The sequence below is a fragment of the Pseudomonadota bacterium genome (assembly GCA_016719885.1).
Lineage (GTDB): Bacteria > Pseudomonadota > Gammaproteobacteria.
This window is the reverse complement of sequence record JADJYF010000004.1, coordinates 392,896-409,980: the sequence shown is the minus strand read 5'-3', so window position 1 is coordinate 409,980 and position 17,085 is coordinate 392,896. Positions and strand designations below refer to the sequence as shown.

Annotated in this window: 15 protein-coding genes and 6 pseudogenes; 5 read left to right on the top strand and 16 right to left on the bottom strand. The window is 65.3% G+C overall.

All coding sequences use genetic code 11. The annotated features are described in order from the left end of the window. The 5 genes and pseudogenes from IPM80_05620 to IPM80_05600 form a co-directional block, all read right to left on the bottom strand. Window positions 1–450: pseudogene (locus IPM80_05620) on the bottom strand (aldehyde dehydrogenase family protein). Window positions 451–548: 98 nt separating this feature from the next. Continuing rightward, window positions 549–1,474, bottom strand: a pseudogene (locus IPM80_05615) (catechol 2,3-dioxygenase). Window positions 1,475–1,629: 155 nt separating this feature from the next. Further along, entirely contained in the window at window positions 1,630–2,067 is a 438-nt protein-coding gene (locus IPM80_05610; protein ID MBK8957903.1) for a hypothetical protein, read from the bottom strand. Between the two features lie 13 nt (window positions 2,068–2,080). Then, a complete protein-coding gene (locus IPM80_05605; GenBank protein ID MBK8957902.1) occupies window positions 2,081–2,647 on the bottom strand; it encodes a hypothetical protein in 567 nt (188 codons plus the stop codon). Between the two features lie 174 nt (window positions 2,648–2,821). Further along, window positions 2,822–3,283 carry an acyl-CoA dehydrogenase family protein gene (locus IPM80_05600; protein ID MBK8957901.1) on the bottom strand — a complete coding sequence of 154 codons (462 nt, stop codon included), beginning with the start codon at window positions 3,281–3,283 and terminating at the stop codon, window positions 2,822–2,824. A 296-nt stretch (window positions 3,284–3,579) separates the two neighbouring features. On the opposite strand from IPM80_05600, the pseudogene IPM80_05595 reads away from it, so the two are divergent. Continuing rightward, window positions 3,580–4,164, top strand: a pseudogene (locus IPM80_05595) (hypothetical protein). 186 nt (window positions 4,165–4,350) lie between these two features. Here IPM80_05595 and IPM80_05590 read toward each other — a convergent pair. The 9 genes and pseudogenes from IPM80_05590 to IPM80_05550 form a co-directional block, all read right to left on the bottom strand. Beyond that, window positions 4,351–4,657: pseudogene (locus tag IPM80_05590) on the bottom strand (2Fe-2S iron-sulfur cluster binding domain-containing protein). An 8-nt stretch (window positions 4,658–4,665) separates the two neighbouring features. After that, a pseudogene (locus IPM80_05585) lies at window positions 4,666–5,755 on the bottom strand (IS630 family transposase). 73 nt (window positions 5,756–5,828) lie between these two features. Beyond that, a complete protein-coding gene (locus tag IPM80_05580) occupies window positions 5,829–6,893 on the bottom strand; it encodes a 2Fe-2S iron-sulfur cluster binding domain-containing protein (GenBank protein MBK8957900.1) in 1,065 nt (354 codons plus the stop codon). After that, complete coding sequence (locus IPM80_05575; protein MBK8957899.1) at window positions 6,781–7,272, bottom strand: hypothetical protein; 492 nt, start codon at window positions 7,270–7,272, stop codon at window positions 6,781–6,783. Before IPM80_05575 ends, IPM80_05580 begins: the two co-directional genes overlap by 113 nt. A gap of 10 nt (window positions 7,273–7,282) precedes the next feature. Beyond that, window positions 7,283–8,806 carry a phenol 2-monooxygenase gene (locus IPM80_05570; protein ID MBK8957898.1) on the bottom strand — a complete coding sequence of 508 codons (1,524 nt, stop codon included), beginning with the start codon at window positions 8,804–8,806 and terminating at the stop codon, window positions 7,283–7,285. Window positions 8,807–8,847: 41 nt separating this feature from the next. After that, the gene (locus IPM80_05565; GenBank protein MBK8957897.1) at window positions 8,848–9,069 is read right to left on the bottom strand and encodes an MmoB/DmpM family protein; all 222 of its coding nucleotides are present in this window, start codon (window positions 9,067–9,069) and stop codon (window positions 8,848–8,850) included. Window positions 9,070–9,121: 52 nt separating this feature from the next. Then, window positions 9,122–10,127, bottom strand: a pseudogene (locus IPM80_05560) (aromatic/alkene monooxygenase hydroxylase subunit beta). Next, complete coding sequence (locus IPM80_05555; GenBank protein ID MBK8957896.1) at window positions 10,117–10,410, bottom strand: phenol hydroxylase; 294 nt, start codon at window positions 10,408–10,410, stop codon at window positions 10,117–10,119. Before IPM80_05555 ends, IPM80_05560 begins: the two are co-directional and overlap by 11 nt. 40 nt (window positions 10,411–10,450) lie before the next feature. After that, a complete protein-coding gene (locus IPM80_05550; GenBank protein ID MBK8957895.1) occupies window positions 10,451–11,236 on the bottom strand; it encodes a DUF2780 domain-containing protein in 786 nt (261 codons plus the stop codon). 124 nt (window positions 11,237–11,360) lie between these two features. On the opposite strand from IPM80_05550, the gene IPM80_05545 reads away from it, so the two are divergent. Next, window positions 11,361–12,551 carry a CoA transferase gene (locus IPM80_05545; GenBank protein MBK8957894.1) on the top strand — a complete coding sequence of 397 codons (1,191 nt, stop codon included), beginning with the start codon at window positions 11,361–11,363 and terminating at the stop codon, window positions 12,549–12,551. Window positions 12,552–12,608: 57 nt separating this feature from the next. On the opposite strand, the gene IPM80_05540 is transcribed toward IPM80_05545, so the two are convergent. Continuing rightward, the gene (locus IPM80_05540; protein ID MBK8957893.1) at window positions 12,609–12,962 is read right to left on the bottom strand and encodes a cytochrome c; all 354 of its coding nucleotides are present in this window, start codon (window positions 12,960–12,962) and stop codon (window positions 12,609–12,611) included. A gap of 42 nt (window positions 12,963–13,004) precedes the next feature. Further along, window positions 13,005–13,331, bottom strand: coding sequence for a c-type cytochrome (locus IPM80_05535; protein MBK8957892.1), 327 nt, complete (start codon window positions 13,329–13,331; stop codon window positions 13,005–13,007). A gap of 328 nt (window positions 13,332–13,659) precedes the next feature. Here IPM80_05535 and IPM80_05530 point away from each other — a divergent pair, with 328 nt between their 5' ends. The 3 genes from IPM80_05530 to IPM80_05520 all read left to right on the top strand — a co-directional run bounded on the left by IPM80_05530 (window position 13,660) and on the right by IPM80_05520 (window position 17,077). Continuing rightward, window positions 13,660–14,391: a hypothetical protein gene (locus IPM80_05530; protein ID MBK8957891.1), complete on the top strand. Its 732-nt coding sequence runs from the start codon at window positions 13,660–13,662 to the stop codon at window positions 14,389–14,391. Window positions 14,392–14,553: 162 nt separating this feature from the next. Further along, window positions 14,554–15,576 (top strand): RNA polymerase-binding protein DksA, encoded by a 1,023-nt coding sequence (dksA, locus tag IPM80_05525; GenBank protein MBK8957890.1) that lies wholly within the window; start codon window positions 14,554–14,556, stop codon window positions 15,574–15,576. Between the two features lie 148 nt (window positions 15,577–15,724). Beyond that, window positions 15,725–17,077, top strand: a complete 1,353-nt coding sequence (locus IPM80_05520; GenBank protein MBK8957889.1) for a response regulator — start codon at window positions 15,725–15,727, stop codon at window positions 17,075–17,077. The last annotated feature ends 8 nt before the right edge of the window (window positions 17,078–17,085 follow it).

The window sequence follows — 17,085 nt, the reverse complement described above, 5'->3', positions numbered from 1 at the left end:
TCTCCTCCGAAGGTTTGACCACCACGGTGTTGCCGCAGGCCAGCGCCGGCCCGACTTTCCAGGTCATGAGCAACAACGGCAGGTTCCACGGGCAGATGACCGCGATTACGCCCTTGGGCACGCGCACGCCGTAGTTGAGCGCGCCGGCGCGTCCGGCGTTTCCATGCGGAAGCATTCGGTCGGCACGTTGCGGATGATGTCGGCGAACACCTTGAAGTTGGCCGCGCCGCGCGGAATGTCGATGTGACGCGCCAGCGAAAACGGCTTGCCGGTATCGAGACATTCGGCGGCGAGGAATTCATCGAAGCGCTGGTTGATGCGATCGGCGACCTTGAACAGCAGCTCGCTGCGCTCGGCGATGCTCATGCGCCCCACGGGCCGCCCATCGCCGCGCGTGCGGCACGCACCCGCGCGATCGACCGCCGCCTCGTCGGCTTCGTACACGCGCATGCACGCGGCCGGTGGTCGGGTCGAAATCATCGAACTGCGTGGCGCCCGCGACGAATTCACCGTTGATGAAGTTCTTCAATTCCGTTTGTGCAGCCATCTCAGGTCACCACGCCCAGGAAATTCTCGTTGAGCTTGCGGTCGTGGTAGAAGATCGCGCGGCCGAGCTGGTCGGTCTCCCAGGTGATGGGCTCGCGATCCGGATACCAGGTGTAGTCGCCGCAGAACACTTCGTTGCGGTTGCCCGACGGGTCGAAGAAATAGATGGTGCGGCCGCGCGTGATGCCGTGGCGGGTCGGGCCGATGTCTATCGGGATCTCATGCATGCTCATCAGATCGGCGGCGTTCAGCACTTCTTCCCAGGTATTCAGGGAGAAAGGACGCATGATGCAGCTTGCCGGGCTCGGCGTGCTCGATGAAAGCGATGTCGTGGGCCTTGTTGGAACAGGTGAAGAAGGCGCCGATCATCTTCGCGTCGGGCGTGACGACGCGCTCGGAGAGACTGAAGCCGAGCACGTTCATGAACAGGTCGGCGGTGTCGGCGAGATTCGGTCCGTACAAGAGGCAGTGATCGAAGCGGCACACCTTCGTGCCCTTCAAGCCCTCGGGCCAGGGATGCGGGTTGCGATTGCCGGTCAGCGTGCCGACGTAGTCCTTTTTCCGCGTAGAGCTCGAGCATGTGGCCGGTCGGGATCTGGAATCGCACGCGATGGCCGCAGCCACTGAGTTCGCCGGCGGGTATGCGCTCGACCGCGCAACCGTGATTGCGCAGCGCGAGTTCGAGGCGGTCGAGATCCTGGTTGGTAAGCACCTTGAAGCCGAGATAGTCGAGACCCGGCGCATCGGCCTCGCGCAGCACGATGGAAAACGCATCGTGTTCGTCCCAGCCCTTGAGATACACACGGCCCTGGGCGTCCTCGCCGGTCTTGAGCATGCCGAGGCGGTCGATGTAGTGGGTCAGCGCCGGGCCCATTTCCATGACCCGGATGGCGCAATGGCCGGGCCGCAAGACTCCCGTGAATGACATGGCACGCGTCTCCCCTATTGCTCGCAGCCCGGGATTCAGGGGCGCGCTGTGTCGGCCAAGGATAATCAAAACGGGCGGTGCGACCTAGCGGGCAGATGGCGGATTCGCAGACCGCGAGTACCGTTCGTGGTCTGCGCGCCGGGGCCCTGGCCCATTCAGGCCGCGGCGATGTGGCCGAGGCCCTGGTCACCGGTCACGAAACCAGCGGGCACCAGCGACGACCGGCGGCGCGGCGAGGCGCTCAAGCCGGAGAGCGACCTCGAGCGGCAGGCCGTCCGGGTCCTGGAACGCGAGGTGGCGTTCGACGCCAGGCGCGCGGCGCCAGGCGCGTCGCCTTCGGCCCAGGTCACGCCGGCCGCGTCCAGCCGCGCCCGCACCGCGTCGAATTCGGCAAGGTCCGCCGCTTCCCAGCCCATGTACACGAGGTCGTCACGCGCACCGGCGACGAGCTGCAGACGGCGCGCGTTGTTATCGACCAGGAGGCAGGTCACGTCCCCATGATTGGCGGTACCGAGGCCCACCAGGCCGGCAAAGCGCTCCCAGGCCGCGAGATCGGAGACTTCGAATCCCAGGTATCCCACTTTGAGTGTCATGGTCGTCGCCCCTTCAAACCATCACGTCTTTGTTGCCGCCGCTGAGCAGGTGCATGCCGTAGTTACGCGCGCCGCGGTCGAAGCTGAGATAGAGGTGCTGGGCAACGCAATTGATGTCGCGGAAATAGCGCTGCATGGGATTGGCGAGATTGAACGCCGAGCCGCCGCAGCTCGGCATCAAGAGGTTCACCGCATCGCGGCACAGACGTGCGACGGCCGCCGAGTTCCACTTGTAGAAGATGCGCCGCTCCAGCGGCACCGCTTCGCCGCGCGCAATGAAGGCCTGCATTTCGCGAAAGTCGCGCTCGTACTTGAGCCGCGCGCTGTCGACCATCGAATGGGCCTCGGCGAGGGTGCGTTGCACCACCGGGTCGTCCTGGAAGCGGCTGCCGTCGTAGGCGGCGCAGCGTTTGCGCATGTAGGGCAGATAGTCGGCGATCGCCGCCTCGCCGATGCCGAGCGCGACGCTCGCCAGCGAATAGGCGAAGCACACGCCGAAAGACAGCTTGTAGGTGTCGGCGGTGAAGCTGCGCGTGCCGGGTTCGTTGAGGTTCGATGGCGCGCTGGATGTTGTGCACATGGCGCGCCGGGACGAAAGCGTCGCGCACCACGATGTCCTTGCTGCCGGTACCGCTCATGCCGGCCGAGCGCCAGGACGTCTCGTCTATCTCGTAGCCATCGCGCGGCACCATGCAGGCCACGCGGTTGAACGAGCCGTCGTCCTGTTCGGCGTCGCAGCCGGAGGATCACCCAGCTAGCGTGGTCGCAGCCGCTGGACCACGGCCAGCGCCCCCTCCAGGCGATAACCGCCGGCCACTCGCCGCGCCTTGCCGAAAGGGGCATAGGACGACGAGAAGCGCACGTCGGGGTCGTCCCGCCACAGGGCCTCCGCCACCGCCGGATCGATGAGGCCCGCCTCCCAGTTGTGAATGCCGAGCACCGACAGCACCCAGGCACTCGACGGGCAGCCGCGGGCGAGGATGGTGACCACTTCGAAAAACTCGGTCGGCCACATCTCGTAGCCGCCGTAGAGGGCGGGCTGCAGGATACGGAAAAAGCCCGCATCCTCGAACGCGGCGATGGTCGCGGCCGGCACGCTGGCGCCGCGTTCGCAGTCGGCGGCGCGCTCGCGCCGCTCCGGCACCAGCGCTTGGGCGCGGCGCCGCAGTTCATCGCCCGCAGGCACGGCGTTGATGGATTGGACTCGTGTGTTCATGCGTCTCCTCGCGAACGTTGCGGTGAGGAGCAGCTTAGCCAGGTCGTGAAATTGTTCAATTTGATACTTTCAATATCTAATATCATCCAAACTCATTCATGGACAGGCGGACGCCATGGCCACCACCCTGCGCAACCTCGATTTGAACCTGCTGCGCGTGTTCGACGTGCTGTGGACCGTGCGCAGCGTCAGCGTCGCCGCGCGACGCCTGTCGCGTACGCAATCCGCCGTCGATCTCGCGCTCGAACGGCTGCGCGGGCCTTCGACGATCCTTGTTTCGCTGGAGCGGTCGCGCCATGCAGCCTACAGCGCGCGCCGAACAGCTCGCGCCGCGCATCCGCGCCATCATCAAGCAGGTGCACGAGACGCTGGAGTCCGGCGTCGAGGAGCCGCGCCTCGCGCGACGCGACTTCACGATTGCCACCGCCGACTACATCGACTGGCTGCTCGGCGGTCAGCTCATGCGGCGCCTGGAGGACGACGCGCCCAATCTCACGCTGTTCTTCGTCGATGTGACACCGCGGATGCTGGAGCGCCGCGGCGCGGCCGAGATGGAGTTCTTCATCGTGCCGTCGGGCGCGATCGACGCGGCCGCGCTGCGTTCGGTGCCGCTGTTTCGCGATCGCTACGTGTGTGTCGCCGCGCGCGACAACGCCGAGGTTCACGAAGGGATGGACTTCGAGCACTTCCGCCGCCTGCCGCAGGTCGGCTACACCATCGAACCCAAGCGCCTGTACAGCCACGAGACCCTGCACCTCGATACGCTCAACGTGCGTTACCGCAACCGCGTGCTGACGCCCCACTACATGGCCATTCCGTTGATCGTCGCCGAGACCCGCGGCGTGGCGGTGATGCAGGAGCGCCTTGCGCGCTCATGGCCGAGCGCGTGCCACTCAAACTCGTCACACCGCCAATCGCCTGCCCGGATCTCGAGCTCGAGCTCTATTGGCATCCGCAATACGACGACGACGCGACCCATCGCTGGCTGCGCGAGGAGATCGTGGAAGTCGCTGCGAAGCTGCCGCCGCTGCCGGCACGTACCGCGCCGCGCAAGGCGCGCGCCGCGCCTAGCCGCAGTCGCGGCGCAGGAGGCCGAGGGCGCGCACGGTGATATCGCCCTCGGGAATCAACTTGCAGGCGAGGCAGATGCCGGCCGCGATCTTCTTCGCTGACCTGCGCGCGGCTCATTTTCTGGGTGCGGTAGCGCATGCCCGCCACCACCTGCACGCGGCAGATGCCGCAGCCGCCGCCACGACAGCCAACCGGAATGCCGCGGCGCCCGAGTTTCTCCATGGCCGCCAGCACGTTCTGGCCGTCCTTGCACGGAAAAGACGCACCGCTGTCGGCCAGCGTGACCAGGAACTGCCTATCCACGTCATGCACTAGTGTGCTGTCCCACGAAGAAGTTTCGAAAGTCTAGCGAGTTTTTGCAAGATTGAATCGGCGGTAGCAGTCCAGGCAAAAGGCGTAGATTGTGCGTTGTACTGCCCCACGAACTGCTGGATTCGATCGATAAGTTGTTTAACGTTTCGGGACGTTCCGCGCTTGATGGCGCGCTGGCTGATGATCCCGAACCAGCGCTCGACCTGATTGAGCCAGAAGCGTACGTCGGCGTGAAATGAACATGGAAGCGCGGTCGTTGAGCGAACCAAGCGCGGACCTTGGCATGTTTGTGTGTGGCGTAGTTGTCCATCACCACATGCACGTCCAATGCAGTCGGCACGTTGGCTTCAATGTGACGCAGGAAAGCCAGGAATTCCTGATGTCGATGCCGAGGTTTGCATTGGCTAATGACTGTGCCAGTGGCGATATCGAGGGCGGCGAAAAGCGTCGTGGTGCCGTGTCGAAAGTAATCGTGGGTCACTCCTTCGATGTATCCGAGACCCAGTGGCAAGATCGGCTGGCTGCGTTCCAGGGCCTGAATCTGAGTCTTTTCATCGACACATAAAACCAGCGCATTATCGGGAGGATTGAGATACAAGCCGACAATGTCGCGGACCTTTTCAACAAAAAAGGATCGTTCGACAGAGTGAAGGTGCGCGTTCGATGAGGCTGGATGCCAAACAGCGTGAAGTAGCGATGGACGGTGCTCTTGGAGACCTGTGTTTCGTGCGCGAAGGTACGTGTACTCCAGTGGGTCGCGTTGCGTGGGCGCTGGTCGAGCGCGAGTTGCATGAGCTGGGCAACGTCGTCATCTTCGTAGGTACGCTGACGACGGCCCGGCGGCAGATCGTGAAACCCATCAATGCCGTTGGCGATATACCGTCGACACCAATCTGCGATGGTCGGATTGGAGACCTCAACCTTGGCAGCGATTGCACTATTGGCCATGCCATCAGCTGCCATGAGGATGATCTTGGCGCGCCGTGCCAAGGCGTGAGGCAAGCTGCGGGAGCGGGCAAAGCTCTCCAATTGAGAGCGCTGTTCATCACTCAAAGTAACGGCATAGGATTTGGGTCGACCGGCAGGCATCGTCAGGCTCCTCGCAGACAGAGTAGCCGATCCGATCCTCAATAATTATGAAAGCTCATCACGGGACAGCACACTAGAACTTCTTGAACAGCGCGCTGCGCCGCGCCGGCCGCGCGGCATCGGCGGCGCAGAAAAAATGCTCCATGAAGATATGTTCTTCGAACAGGCGCCCACGCATGAGGCTGGTGAGGCAGGCGTCGACCATCGCCGGCGGCCCGCACAAATAGGCTTTCATGCCGGCGAAGCGCGCGTCGAACAGCCGCTCGGCGACTTCGTGCACGTGGCCGCGCTCCCCCGTCCAGCCATCGTCAGGCGCGCCGTCGGACAGCGCCGGCACGTAGCGAAAGTGGGGATGGCGTTGCGCCAGCGTTTCGAACAGCGCCTGGTCATACAGCTCGCCGCGATTGCGCACGCCGTGGATGAGCGTGATGGCGCGTTCGTCGCCGGTCTCTAGCAGGTCGATAATCATCGACTTCGGGCTCGACACGCCCGAGCCGCCGGCCAGCAGCAAGACCGGCTCGGGCGCTGACTTGCGGATGAAGAACCGCCCCAGCGGCGCGGTGAAGGCGAGCTCGTCGCCGCAACGCAGGCGCTCATGCAGGTAAGTGGTGCCGGCGCCACCCTCGATCCTGCGCACGTGCAGCTCGATGTCGCGTCGCGCCGACGGCGTGCTCGCAATCGAGAACGCGCGCGGCTGGTCCAGCCCGGGAATATGAAGGTTCAAGTACTGGCCGGCCTGGAAGGACAGCGCGCCGTCTTCGAGCGTGAGACCGATGAGCTTGACGGTGGGCGTGAGATCATCGATGCGCGACACGCGCGCACGATGGTCGCCGACCGCCAGGCGTTCGGCATCGGGCTCCTCGTCGACATCGGCCTCGATGGTGACGTCGGAGCACAGGGTCGCGCAGCAGGCCAGCGCCCGGCCTTCGTCGCGCTCGACGTCCATGAGCGCGAACGACGAGGCGTGATGATGCTCCACTTCGCCTGCCAGCACCGTCACCTTGCAGGTGCCGCACAGGCCGTGATTACAAGCATAGGGCAGGTAGATGCCGGCGCGCAGCGCGCCATCGAGCATGCTCTGGCCGTCCTCGATTTCGAGCGTCTCGCCGAGCGGCTCGATGGTCAGCTGGTAGCTCACGGCGTGCCGCTGCGCTCAGTAGCCGAGGCCGTTGAGACCGTCGAGGCCGGGTGCGTGGAACTCGATATAGCTCATGTGGCCGACACCGTTGTCGGCGATGGACTTGTCGAAGTCGGGCAGCCACGGCGCCTTGTCGAGCTTCCATGCGCAGCGCGCGCGAATCCAGCGCCGCGCAGTCGGGATGGGCAGCGTAGTCGGGCTTCAGCATGTGCTCGAGGAAGTCGCCGAGGCGCATCGCGGTTGGTACGCGGTAGGCCGACGGACAGGCGAACATCAAATGCTTTTCCCAGCGCACGTAGATGTTGATGTCGCCGCCGTACTGTTCGACGCGGTTCTCCGAGAGATATTCGTAGCGCTCGCCGAGATACCGGGTGCTCATCGATGCCCCCTCACGCCACGTTGGCCGGCTTGGTCTTGTGTGCTTCCTGCCAGGCGTCCCACTGCTTCTGATCGGGTGAACCGCGGTACTCGCCGGTGTCGACGTCGCGTTCGAGGTGCAGCCAGGCCGCGTATTCGAAGATGTCACGCGCGCCGCCGGCCTCGCCGCGATAGATCTGCTGCGGCGGGATCAGGGCCTGCACGTATTTCATCGGCTCGTGATTGAAGATGTCGGCGCAGCCGTCGGAACAGCAATGGTGTCGGGTACCGGCCGCCTCGACGATGCGCACGCTCTGGGTCAGCGGATCGTCGGGCTCGGTGTAGAACATCGGGATCTGGCACACCTGGCACACCATCGGCAGGCGATTGTTGTAATAACGCTCGCCGCGCTGTTCGCGTTCACGCAGGAACAGCAGGCGCGGTTTGTACAGCGTGTCGAAGGTCGCGCCGTACTTCTCGCTGAGCCAGGCGATTTCCTCGTCGTCCGGCACCCAGGTATGCAGGCTGAGTGCATTGCCGTATTGGTAGAGCGTGATCCACATCTCGTGGGTCAGACGATGCTTTTCCTTGGCCGCGACTTCATGGTGCTTGGGCAGGCGGATGCCGTAGCGGCCGAGGTCGTGGAACAGCGCCGCGCCGTTTTCTTCCCAGTAGATGCCCCAGGCCTCGGCCCATGACATCACTTTCTTCGGCAGCATGTAATCCATCATGGTGCCGACCAGGCCGAGCAGGCGGTAACCGCGCCAGAACCATTTATCCAGCCAACCCTGCACGATCGGCACGTTGTCCTCGTGCTGCTGCAGCATGAACTTCACCACCTCGAGGCCGAGGGTCATGTGCCGCGATTCATCGGACTGCGCGGAGAAGCCGAAAGTGGTGGTGGCCATGTCGCCGTTATAGGCGGCGCCCGACACGAAGGGCATGAACAAGAGATTGGTCAGCACGTATTCGAAGGCAAACGAGATCGAGGTGACGAACTCGAACGGGCCGGCCGTCATCGCATCCTCGAAGAAGCTCTTGGGGATGGACAGATACCAGGCGCGGTCGCGCATGTGCGCGAAGCCGTGAAAGCCGTTGAAGAACTTGTTGTAGTGGCTGAAGGCGTGCAACTGGGTCTGGGCGTGACGCAGTTCGTCGATGGACTGCATCTGGCAGGCGATACGCGCGCCGGCGCCGCGAAACGCGCGCCCGGCATGGGCGAAGCCGCGATGGGCAGCGTATTCCAGCGGCGTGATGCCCTGCAGCCACAGCTTCACCGCCGACAGGTAACGGGCGTCGGAAATATTCAGCTGGCCGTTGTTCTGCTGGAAGGCGTCGAGGATGGCGTAGAGCTTGCGCTCCTTCTCCGACTGGTATTTCCAGTAGGCATCCATGGTCAGACGAAAGGGATCGGCCCATGCGTCCCAGTCCTTGATCTTGATGCCTTCGTACTGGTCATAGGGAAACACCGCGTCCATCGGCTGGTAGGTCGTTTCCCAATCCAGGCCGCGCGTCAGCAGTGCGTAGCGTTCCTTGAGTCCGAGCTTCTTGGCCATGATGTATTCCAGTGTGCGCGTGATGTGGACGCGGCGGCCGCTCAGGCCTGCCAGTACAACACGAACTCGTCGTCGTCCTCGTCGATATTGCCGCCGAGGGAGATGAGATTGATGTGGATTTCCTGCAGGTCGAATTCGCGGCCAAGCGCCGCTTCGACCGACTCGCGCCGGATCACGAGGCGCGAAGGGCAGTCGATCTTGACCATGCCCGGCGATTCATTGAGCACCGCCGCCGGGTTGTCGGCGAGGATGGCGGCGATGATGGCTGCGCCTCGGCGTTGTTCTGCAGGAGATGAAGACTTTGTCGGCCATGGTTCAAGCCTCGAGGGTAAGGCCGAGACGCGCGACGCGCGCACGCAAGGCGCTGTCGAGCGCGGCCACCTCGGCCGCACCGTCGCCGTCGAAGGCGTAGTCCGCGAGCGGCAGCAAGGCCTCGGCGACGTCGCGCAGCCAGCGCGAGGTCCAGCCCTGCAGCAAGGTGCGATTGTCGGCCGCTTCGGCGGCGGCGGTCTTCAGCACCGCATCCACCCAGCGACTCGATTCGGCGTACCAGTCGACCATGAATTCCGACAGCATCGGAGAACACCGCGCCCCCTTGCTGGATGAGGCGCGCGTCGAAACGCTCGAACACCAGCGGATGCACCAGGCCATCGATGACGAGGTTCTGCGCCACGAACAGTTCGAACCAGTCGCGCGTCACCATGGTGTTCTCGACCACGCGCCGCAGCGGCTGCCACATCACGTCGCTCATCCACGCCGCCTTGGCGACGTCGAGCAAGGTCGGGGAGTTGTCGCCCAGCATCAGGCCGGCGCGCGACAGGTACTGCGCAACACCGAGTTCATCCATCATGTGCATGCCGGCCGCCGAGGTCAGCGGGCCGCCGTGGCCGTAGGCGCAGATATAGGAATTGTTGGTGTTGGCCGCCCACGCGACATGGCGCATGGGCAGCACGAAACGCGTGATGCGCTCGCGCCATTGCGGCGTCAGCGCCGCCAGCAGACCGCGCTTCTCGACGAAGTCGAAATTGCGTTCCTGGGAATCCTGTTGCCGGCCGCGCTGTATGGTCCAGGTGCCGTAGTAGTACTGGCGCGGGTCGACGAGATCGTCGAAGTCCTTCATCACCACGGCGGTGCGGCGCGGGTCGTACAGCGCGTGGCTTTGGTCCCAGGTCGGGCGGTAGTGGAAATTCAGCGTTGGCTGCAGGCCCCACACCGCTTCCTGGTAGCGCGTGGCGGGCTTGTCGCCGCCGAGCTTGTCGGCGATGTGATCGAAGGTGCGGCGCAGCGGCTCGACGTGAGTGGTCTTGAGATCAATCGACACGGCTTTGCCCCTCGTGTTGGTCGTGCGCCTGCCAGCGTCGCGTCGCGGCATCGACCGCGCGCGCTTCGGCCGGCGTCAAGTGCACCGCGTCGTGACGCGCGCAGAATTCGGCGAAGGCCGCCGGCGGCAGTGTCATTTCGAGGTACAGCGTCGGGTCGCCGATGGAGAACTGGAACTCGGTGTAGCCGCGATGATTGGCGCGTGTCACGCGCACGTAATGGCGCGGCGTGTCGGCGCGCGCGCCGGGCCCGGCTTGCATCGGTGTCACTTGCGCCATCGTCATGCGCCTCCCCCGCGCATCTCGTCAGCGTTGCATGGTCGCGCTATAGCCCCAGCGCGTGGGTCAACAGCTTCGACGACGACTTGCCGCCGACCGACTTCACGTAGCCGACCACGATCGGCAGGAATTGCGCGACCGAGCCCTGGTTCATGCCGAGCTGAGAGAAGGCCGGCGCCAGCGCCTGGACGGCCTGCAGCTTGTCGCCCACCGCGGTGCCCGCGAGCAAGGCGCCGGCCGCGCCGCCGGCGAGTCCGCCCTGCGCGCCCGGTACCGCACCGCCCACGGAAGCCGCCAGCTTGTCGCGCGCCGCGCCCTTGAGCGCGTCGGTCGGCGACACCGGCTGACCGAGCGCAGCCGCCGCCAGCGCGCCCGTCGTCGAACCACCGCCCGCCGCCGCCGCGAGGCTGCCGGCGGGAGCACCACCGGCGGCGGCCGCCGCCAAGGTGCCGGCCGTCGAACGACCACCGGCCGCTGCCGCCAGCGCGCCGACCGAGGTGCCCGCGCCCGCCGCACCGGCGAGGGCGGCGCCCTGGCCGAGCCCACCTCCCGGAGTCATGTTCGCCGACGCCTGTTCGCCCGGCAGGAAGGCCGGCGCGGCGCCGAGATAGGCGCTCATGCCCGGCACCACCGCGTTCAACTTCTGGAAGTTCTCGGGCGTCATCTGTGCGCGCGCGAGTTTGAATATCGAGCCGGCGCCGCCGTCGGCCTGCGGCTGGGTGACACCGAGCTTGGCCACCAGGATGTCGGTCAAGGCGCCGGCCTCGGCGATGGCGGGCAACGCGGCGACGACGGCCGCGAGCATGATGCGGCGAATGGAACGATGCGACATGACGAACTCCTTCTCGATGGCAATGATCGGCGATGATGGCCCATCCCTAGCCGGGATGATAGCCACGGCGGACAACACGCGACGCCGGCCATCGAACCCTTCAGCCGCAGCGGAGAATTGCCACATGCCCGGTCCCCTGCACGGTATTCGTGTCATCGACCTGACGTCGATGATCTCCGGCCCGCTCGCGACCATGATGCTGGCCGACCAAGGCGCGGAAGTCATCAAGGTCGAAAATCCCGACGGCGGTGATTACGTGCGTCGCGCCGGCAACCGGCGCGGTGACTTCTCGGCCGCCTTTCTCAACAACAACCGTAACAAGCGTTCACTGGCGCTCGATCTGAAAGACCCGCGCGGCGTGGCGCTGCTGCTGGAACTGGCGCGCGGCGCGGATGTGTTCGTGCAGAATTTCCGGCCCGGCGTCATCGAACGCATGGGCCTGGGTGAAGCGGTGGTGCGTGCGGCGCGCCCGGACATCGTGTACGTGTCCATCGCCGGCTTCGGCTTCGATGGCCCCTACGCGTCGCGACCGGTCTACGACCCCTTGATCCAGGCGCTGTCGGGACTCGCCACCGTGCAGGCCGGCTCGGACGAAGCGCGGCCGCGCCTGGTGCGCACCATCGTGCCGGACAAGGTCAGCGCCCTGATGGCGGCGCAGGCCATCACCGCCGCGCTGCTCGCGCGCAGCCGCGGCGCGCCCGGCCAGCATGTGCGCTTGTCGATGCTCGACGCGATTGTCGCTTTCCTGTGGCAGTCCGACATGGGCAGCCAGACACTGGTCGGCGCCGACATTCCGCAGCAGGCGGCGGCGAGTTTCATCGATCTCATCTACGACACCGCCAGCGGCCATATCAGCGTGGCGGTGATGTCGGACAAGGAATGGCGCGCACTCACCCGCGCCCTGGACACGCCCGCGTGGCTGGACGATCCGCGCTTCGCCACGCCGGCCCTGCGCGATCGCAATATCGACGCGCGGCTCGCGCTCATCCAGGAACGACTGCGTAGCCACAGCGCCGAATACTGGCTGGCGCGCCTCGAAGCGGAAGGCGTGCCTTGCGCGCCGGTGTTGACGCGCAACCAGATGATTCAACACCCGCAGGTGCTGGCCAACGATCTGCTGCAGGTTTACGAACACCCGCAGGCTGGCGCGCTGCGCCAGGCGCGGCCGGCGGCGCGCTTCTCGGTCACGCCTGGCGACATACGCCGCGGCGCGCCGCGCCTCGGCGAGGATACGCAGGCGTTGTTGGAGGAATTGGGTGTGACGACGGACGAGCGCGCGGCCTTGGCCCAGGCAGGAGTGGTCAGGAGCGCGTGAGAGGCAGAAATGATTGTGGGTCCGACTGAAGTCGGACCCACAAAAAATCCTGCCGGATTACTTGATATCGAGCGTCTTCAGGCCGGTCTGGCCCGCGAAGTGCTGGCCAAGCTTGACCATGTCTTCGTCGGTGAGGCCGAGCGCCTTGACCTGCATGCCCATGATCGGGTGATTGCGGCGCCCGTCGCGATAGTTCTTCAAGGACTGCACGATGTAGTCGGCGTGTTGACCGGCCAGCACCGGGTAGTCGGGCGCCAGCGGCTTGTCACCCTTCTCGCCATGGCAGGCGGCACAGGCCTTGAGCTTGTCGTCGAAGCTCATGCCGTTGCCGGCGGGGGCGGCCGCTTGTTCGGCGCTGGCGAGGCTGGTGAACGCGGCCAGGCCGAGCGCACAGACGAAAGAGAAAATCATTTTGGTGTTCATGCGTGGTACTCCGGCGACCTTATTGACCGACTACTTGTTGCGGTAGCTTTCGATGTAAGCGCCGATGTCGGCCATGTCCTGATCGCTCAGGTTGGCCGCGTTCGCATGCATGGTGTCGTGCTGACGGCCGCCATCGCGGTATTGCTTGAGCGCGGACTCGATGTACTTGCCACTCTGTCCGCCCAGCATCGGCACGTGATAGCTGGGATATACATTGAAATAGCCCGGCACGGCATGGCAGCCCAGGCAGGTTTCCGCCTTCTTGCGTCCCGCCGCCGCATCGCCATCGGCAAATGCGCTGGCGGAGCCGGCCAGCAGCAGGACGGCGGTGAAGACCGAGCTCTTTCGCAAATTCATCAGGTTCCCCTTCTGCCGGCGCCGACGCCAGCGACGGTAGCCATCACGGCGCACCGTGACAGTCTTGTGTTGTTTCATCTGACCGGCGCGTGGCGCGCCGCTATGACAGCGTGGGGCGGCGGCCGTCGCCGGCACTCGAGTCACCCCACGACACCGCCCATCTCGACGCCAGCGGGTACCCCATACCCGCGGCCGCCATCCGCGCGTGGCCACGAGGGCAGTCCGCGCGAACGCGCGAATACTACTAGACCCGCCTGCCGAGTGGAAGCTGAGGCGCATTCGCATCGACGGTGCGGGCCACGCGTGCTTTCCTTTACCATGGCTGGTCATGTCGATCATTGCCATCCATCGCTGCGCCGTCGCGCGCCTGTGTCTGTTGCTGTTGGTGCTGGGCGTCGCGGCGTGTGGCCAGGGCAGGCATGATGACAGCTATTTCCCGCTCGAGCCCGGCAGCCGCTGGCAGTATCGCGTCGAGCGCACCACCATGGATGGCCGCCGCGAACTGCGTCACGCCTTGTCGGTGCTGGACCCGCTCGCCAATCAGCCGGCCGATCTGCGTGTGCGCGCGACGCTCGACGGCCAACGTTTTCTTTACCGCATCAACGACGACGGCACGTGGCGCGTCGGCGTCGAGCGCAGCCGTGGTCCGCGCGCCGCCGACGACGACCAACCACAAATGGTCATGCCGCTGCATCCGGCGCTTGCGCAAGAGTGGCAGGGCCGCAGCGCCACCACAGTGCTGGAGAGCTCGGCGGCGCCGTGGGAGACGCTGTTCCGCGTGCAGGTGCCGCTGGCGATGCGCTTCCGCGTCGCGGCGCTGGACGCGGCCGTCACCACGCCGGCCGGCGACTTCGAGCGCTGCCTGCTGCTCGAAGGCCAGGGCCAGGCCGACAGCGATCTCGGCAACGGCGTCGGCGCCACGCACATCGAAGTGACGACGCGTGAGTGGTATGCGCCGGGTGTCGGCCTGGTGCGCATGGAACGCCACGAACAGACCAGCGCCAAGGGTCTCCAAGCGGGCTCGCTGGTGATGGAACTCGACGATTGGAGTCGGCCCTGATCGCGGCCTGATCCGGCGCGGCGGACGACGCCTGTCGACGCCCCTGCGCAGCATTGCGCTGACCGGTGAAAATGATTAATGTTGCGCCCCGGTTTTATGACCTGTCTTGCCGGGAAACGTGATACGTGACGCTCGAAGCAATGCGCGCGACACGCACAAGAGGTGGTTAACGTGGCCAATGCAAAGAAGAAATCTTCCGCCAAGCAGAAGGCAAGCCCACGTGCCCCGGTAAAGAAGAAGACGCCCGCGTCGAAACCAGGCAAGAAGGCCGCGCCCGCCAAGGCGGCGGCCAAGAAAGCACCGGCCAAGAAGGCTGTCGCGAAAAAAGCACCGGCCAAGAAGGCGCCGGCCAAGAAGGCCGCCCCCAAGCCCACAGCCAAACCAGCAGCGAAGAAGGTCGTCGCCAAGGCGGCGCCCAAGCCCGCTGCCAAAGCCAAGCCCGCAGTGACCAAGGCCGCGCCGCCGAAAGCCGCGCCGGCCAAGACGCCTGCGCCCAAGACCGCTGCTCCGAAGCCCGTTATGAAGAAGCCCGAACCGCCGAAGGCGGCAGCCACCAAGCCTGTCGCCGTGCCCACTCCCGCCGCGGCACCGGCGCCGGCCAAGGCCGCCAAGAAAGTTACCCCTGTCAAAGAGACCAGCGTGCGCAAGAAAGCCAGCGAAACCCATACCCCGCCCGCCCAGGTAGCCCGCGCCGCGACCGCGATAGCCAAAGCCCCGACGCATGAGCCGGCGCAAGCCGCCGCGCGCCCGCGCATGATCAATCTCGACGAAGTGAAGCTGCCCGCCGGCTACGTGCCGAGCAAGGATGAGGAGTACATGAACCCCATGCAGCTCCTGTACTTCCGCAACAAGCTGCGCAACTGGCGCGACGAGTTGATCACCGAGTCACAGGAAACCCTCGATCATCTGCGTTCCGAGATCCGCGACGTCGGCGACGAAGCCGAACGCGCCAGCCGCGAGTCGGACAACATCCTCGAATTGCGCACGCGCGATCGTTACCGCAAGCTGCTCAAGAAGATCGACGACGCCATCAAGCGCATCGAAGACGGCAGCTACGGGTTTTGCGAAGAGACCGGCGAAGACATCGGCCTCGCGCGCCTCGAGGCGCGTCCGATAGCCACGCTCACGGTCGACGCGCAGGAACGTCGCGAGCTCTTCCAGAAGCAGTTTCGCGACGATCGTTGAGTTCGTCGCGACGCCCGTCGCGCCGAAAATTCGCCCGCGGTCGCGGCCATGGTGCAACGAGCAGGATGCGGTATAGTACGGTCGAGTGACGATGTATCCGCGTGACACTTCGTCAGTCGGCTGGACAGCAGCGGCGGTAACAGCGAACGTGGCGGGAGCAAACATACTTGTCGTCGAAGATCAGCGCGCGGTCGCGGGCGCCCTGCGCATGCGCCTGCGCGGGCTCGGCTACGACGTGGTCGGCATCGCCAAAGACGGCAACGAGGCGATAGAGCGCGCGCGCGAACTGCGTCCCGATCTGATCCTGATGGACATCCGTCTCGGCGATGGCATAGACGGCATCGAAGCCGCACACCGCATCCGCACCCAGTACGACATCCCGGTGGTTTACGTGTCGGCCTACGCCGACCGCGATCTGCTCGATAGAGCGCGCGCCACCCAGCCCGCCGGCTTCATCAACAAGCCGTTCACCACCAAGGATCTGCTGACCACCATCAACCTCGCCCTGCACAAGCAGGAAGAAGCGCGTCAGCACGACGAGGCCGGCAACCGCGAGGGCAAGGATCAGGAAGCGATCATCACCGCCGATCGCGATGCCCGCATCACTTTCGTCAATCGTCATGCCGAGCGCCTGACCGGCTGGACGCGTGACGCGCTGGTCGGCCAACCGCTGGCCAACATTCTCATGACGCTGTACGAGTTGAACGCCAACGATGCCAGCGCGGTGGTGCGTCGCACCTTCAAACTCAATGCCGAACAGGCGGTGCTGGCCGACGACACCAGCGGCAACGACACCCTGAAGCCGCTCACCGACGCCCGCGGCCAGTGTTTCGGCGTCGCGCTGCGCATGAGCGAGTCGACCACCCGCGCAAGCCTCGCCGCGCTGTCGCAGGCCAGCAATGCACTGCGCTTCGTGTTCGATCAGCTGCCGATGGCGATGGTGCTGGTCGACAAGCAGTTGAAGCTGCTCTACATCAACCAGATGGCCGACGAGATCCTGAAATCTCACGCCACGGTGTCAGTGACGCGCGGCCATCTGCGCGCGACCAGCGACCATGACCACGCCAGCCTGTGCGGCGTGGTGCAGCGCGCGGCGGCGCGCGGTCAGCAGCAGGCGCCCGACGAAGTCACGAGCGAGATCTGCACCATCCGCGCCGAAGACGATCGCCGCGTGATCCTGGTGGCCACGCCGGTGCCGGCCGACGGTAACGTGACGGTCGCGCTGCTGGTGTTCGAATCACCCGGCTACCGGCCACTGTCGGCCCAGGTGCTGCAGCAGATCTACGGGCTCACGCGCGCCGAAATCGTGTTGGTGCAGGCACTCGCCAGCGGCCACAGCCTCGAAGAGGCCGCGCATGTCATCGGCATCGCGGTCAACACCGCGCGCACCCATCTCAAGCACATCTTCATCAAGACCGGCGCCAAGCGGCAGTCGGAACTCATCCACCAGGTCGAAACCGGTCCGGCCGCCCTGCCGCTCAAGCTCGAAGACCCGCACTAGGCTTGCTG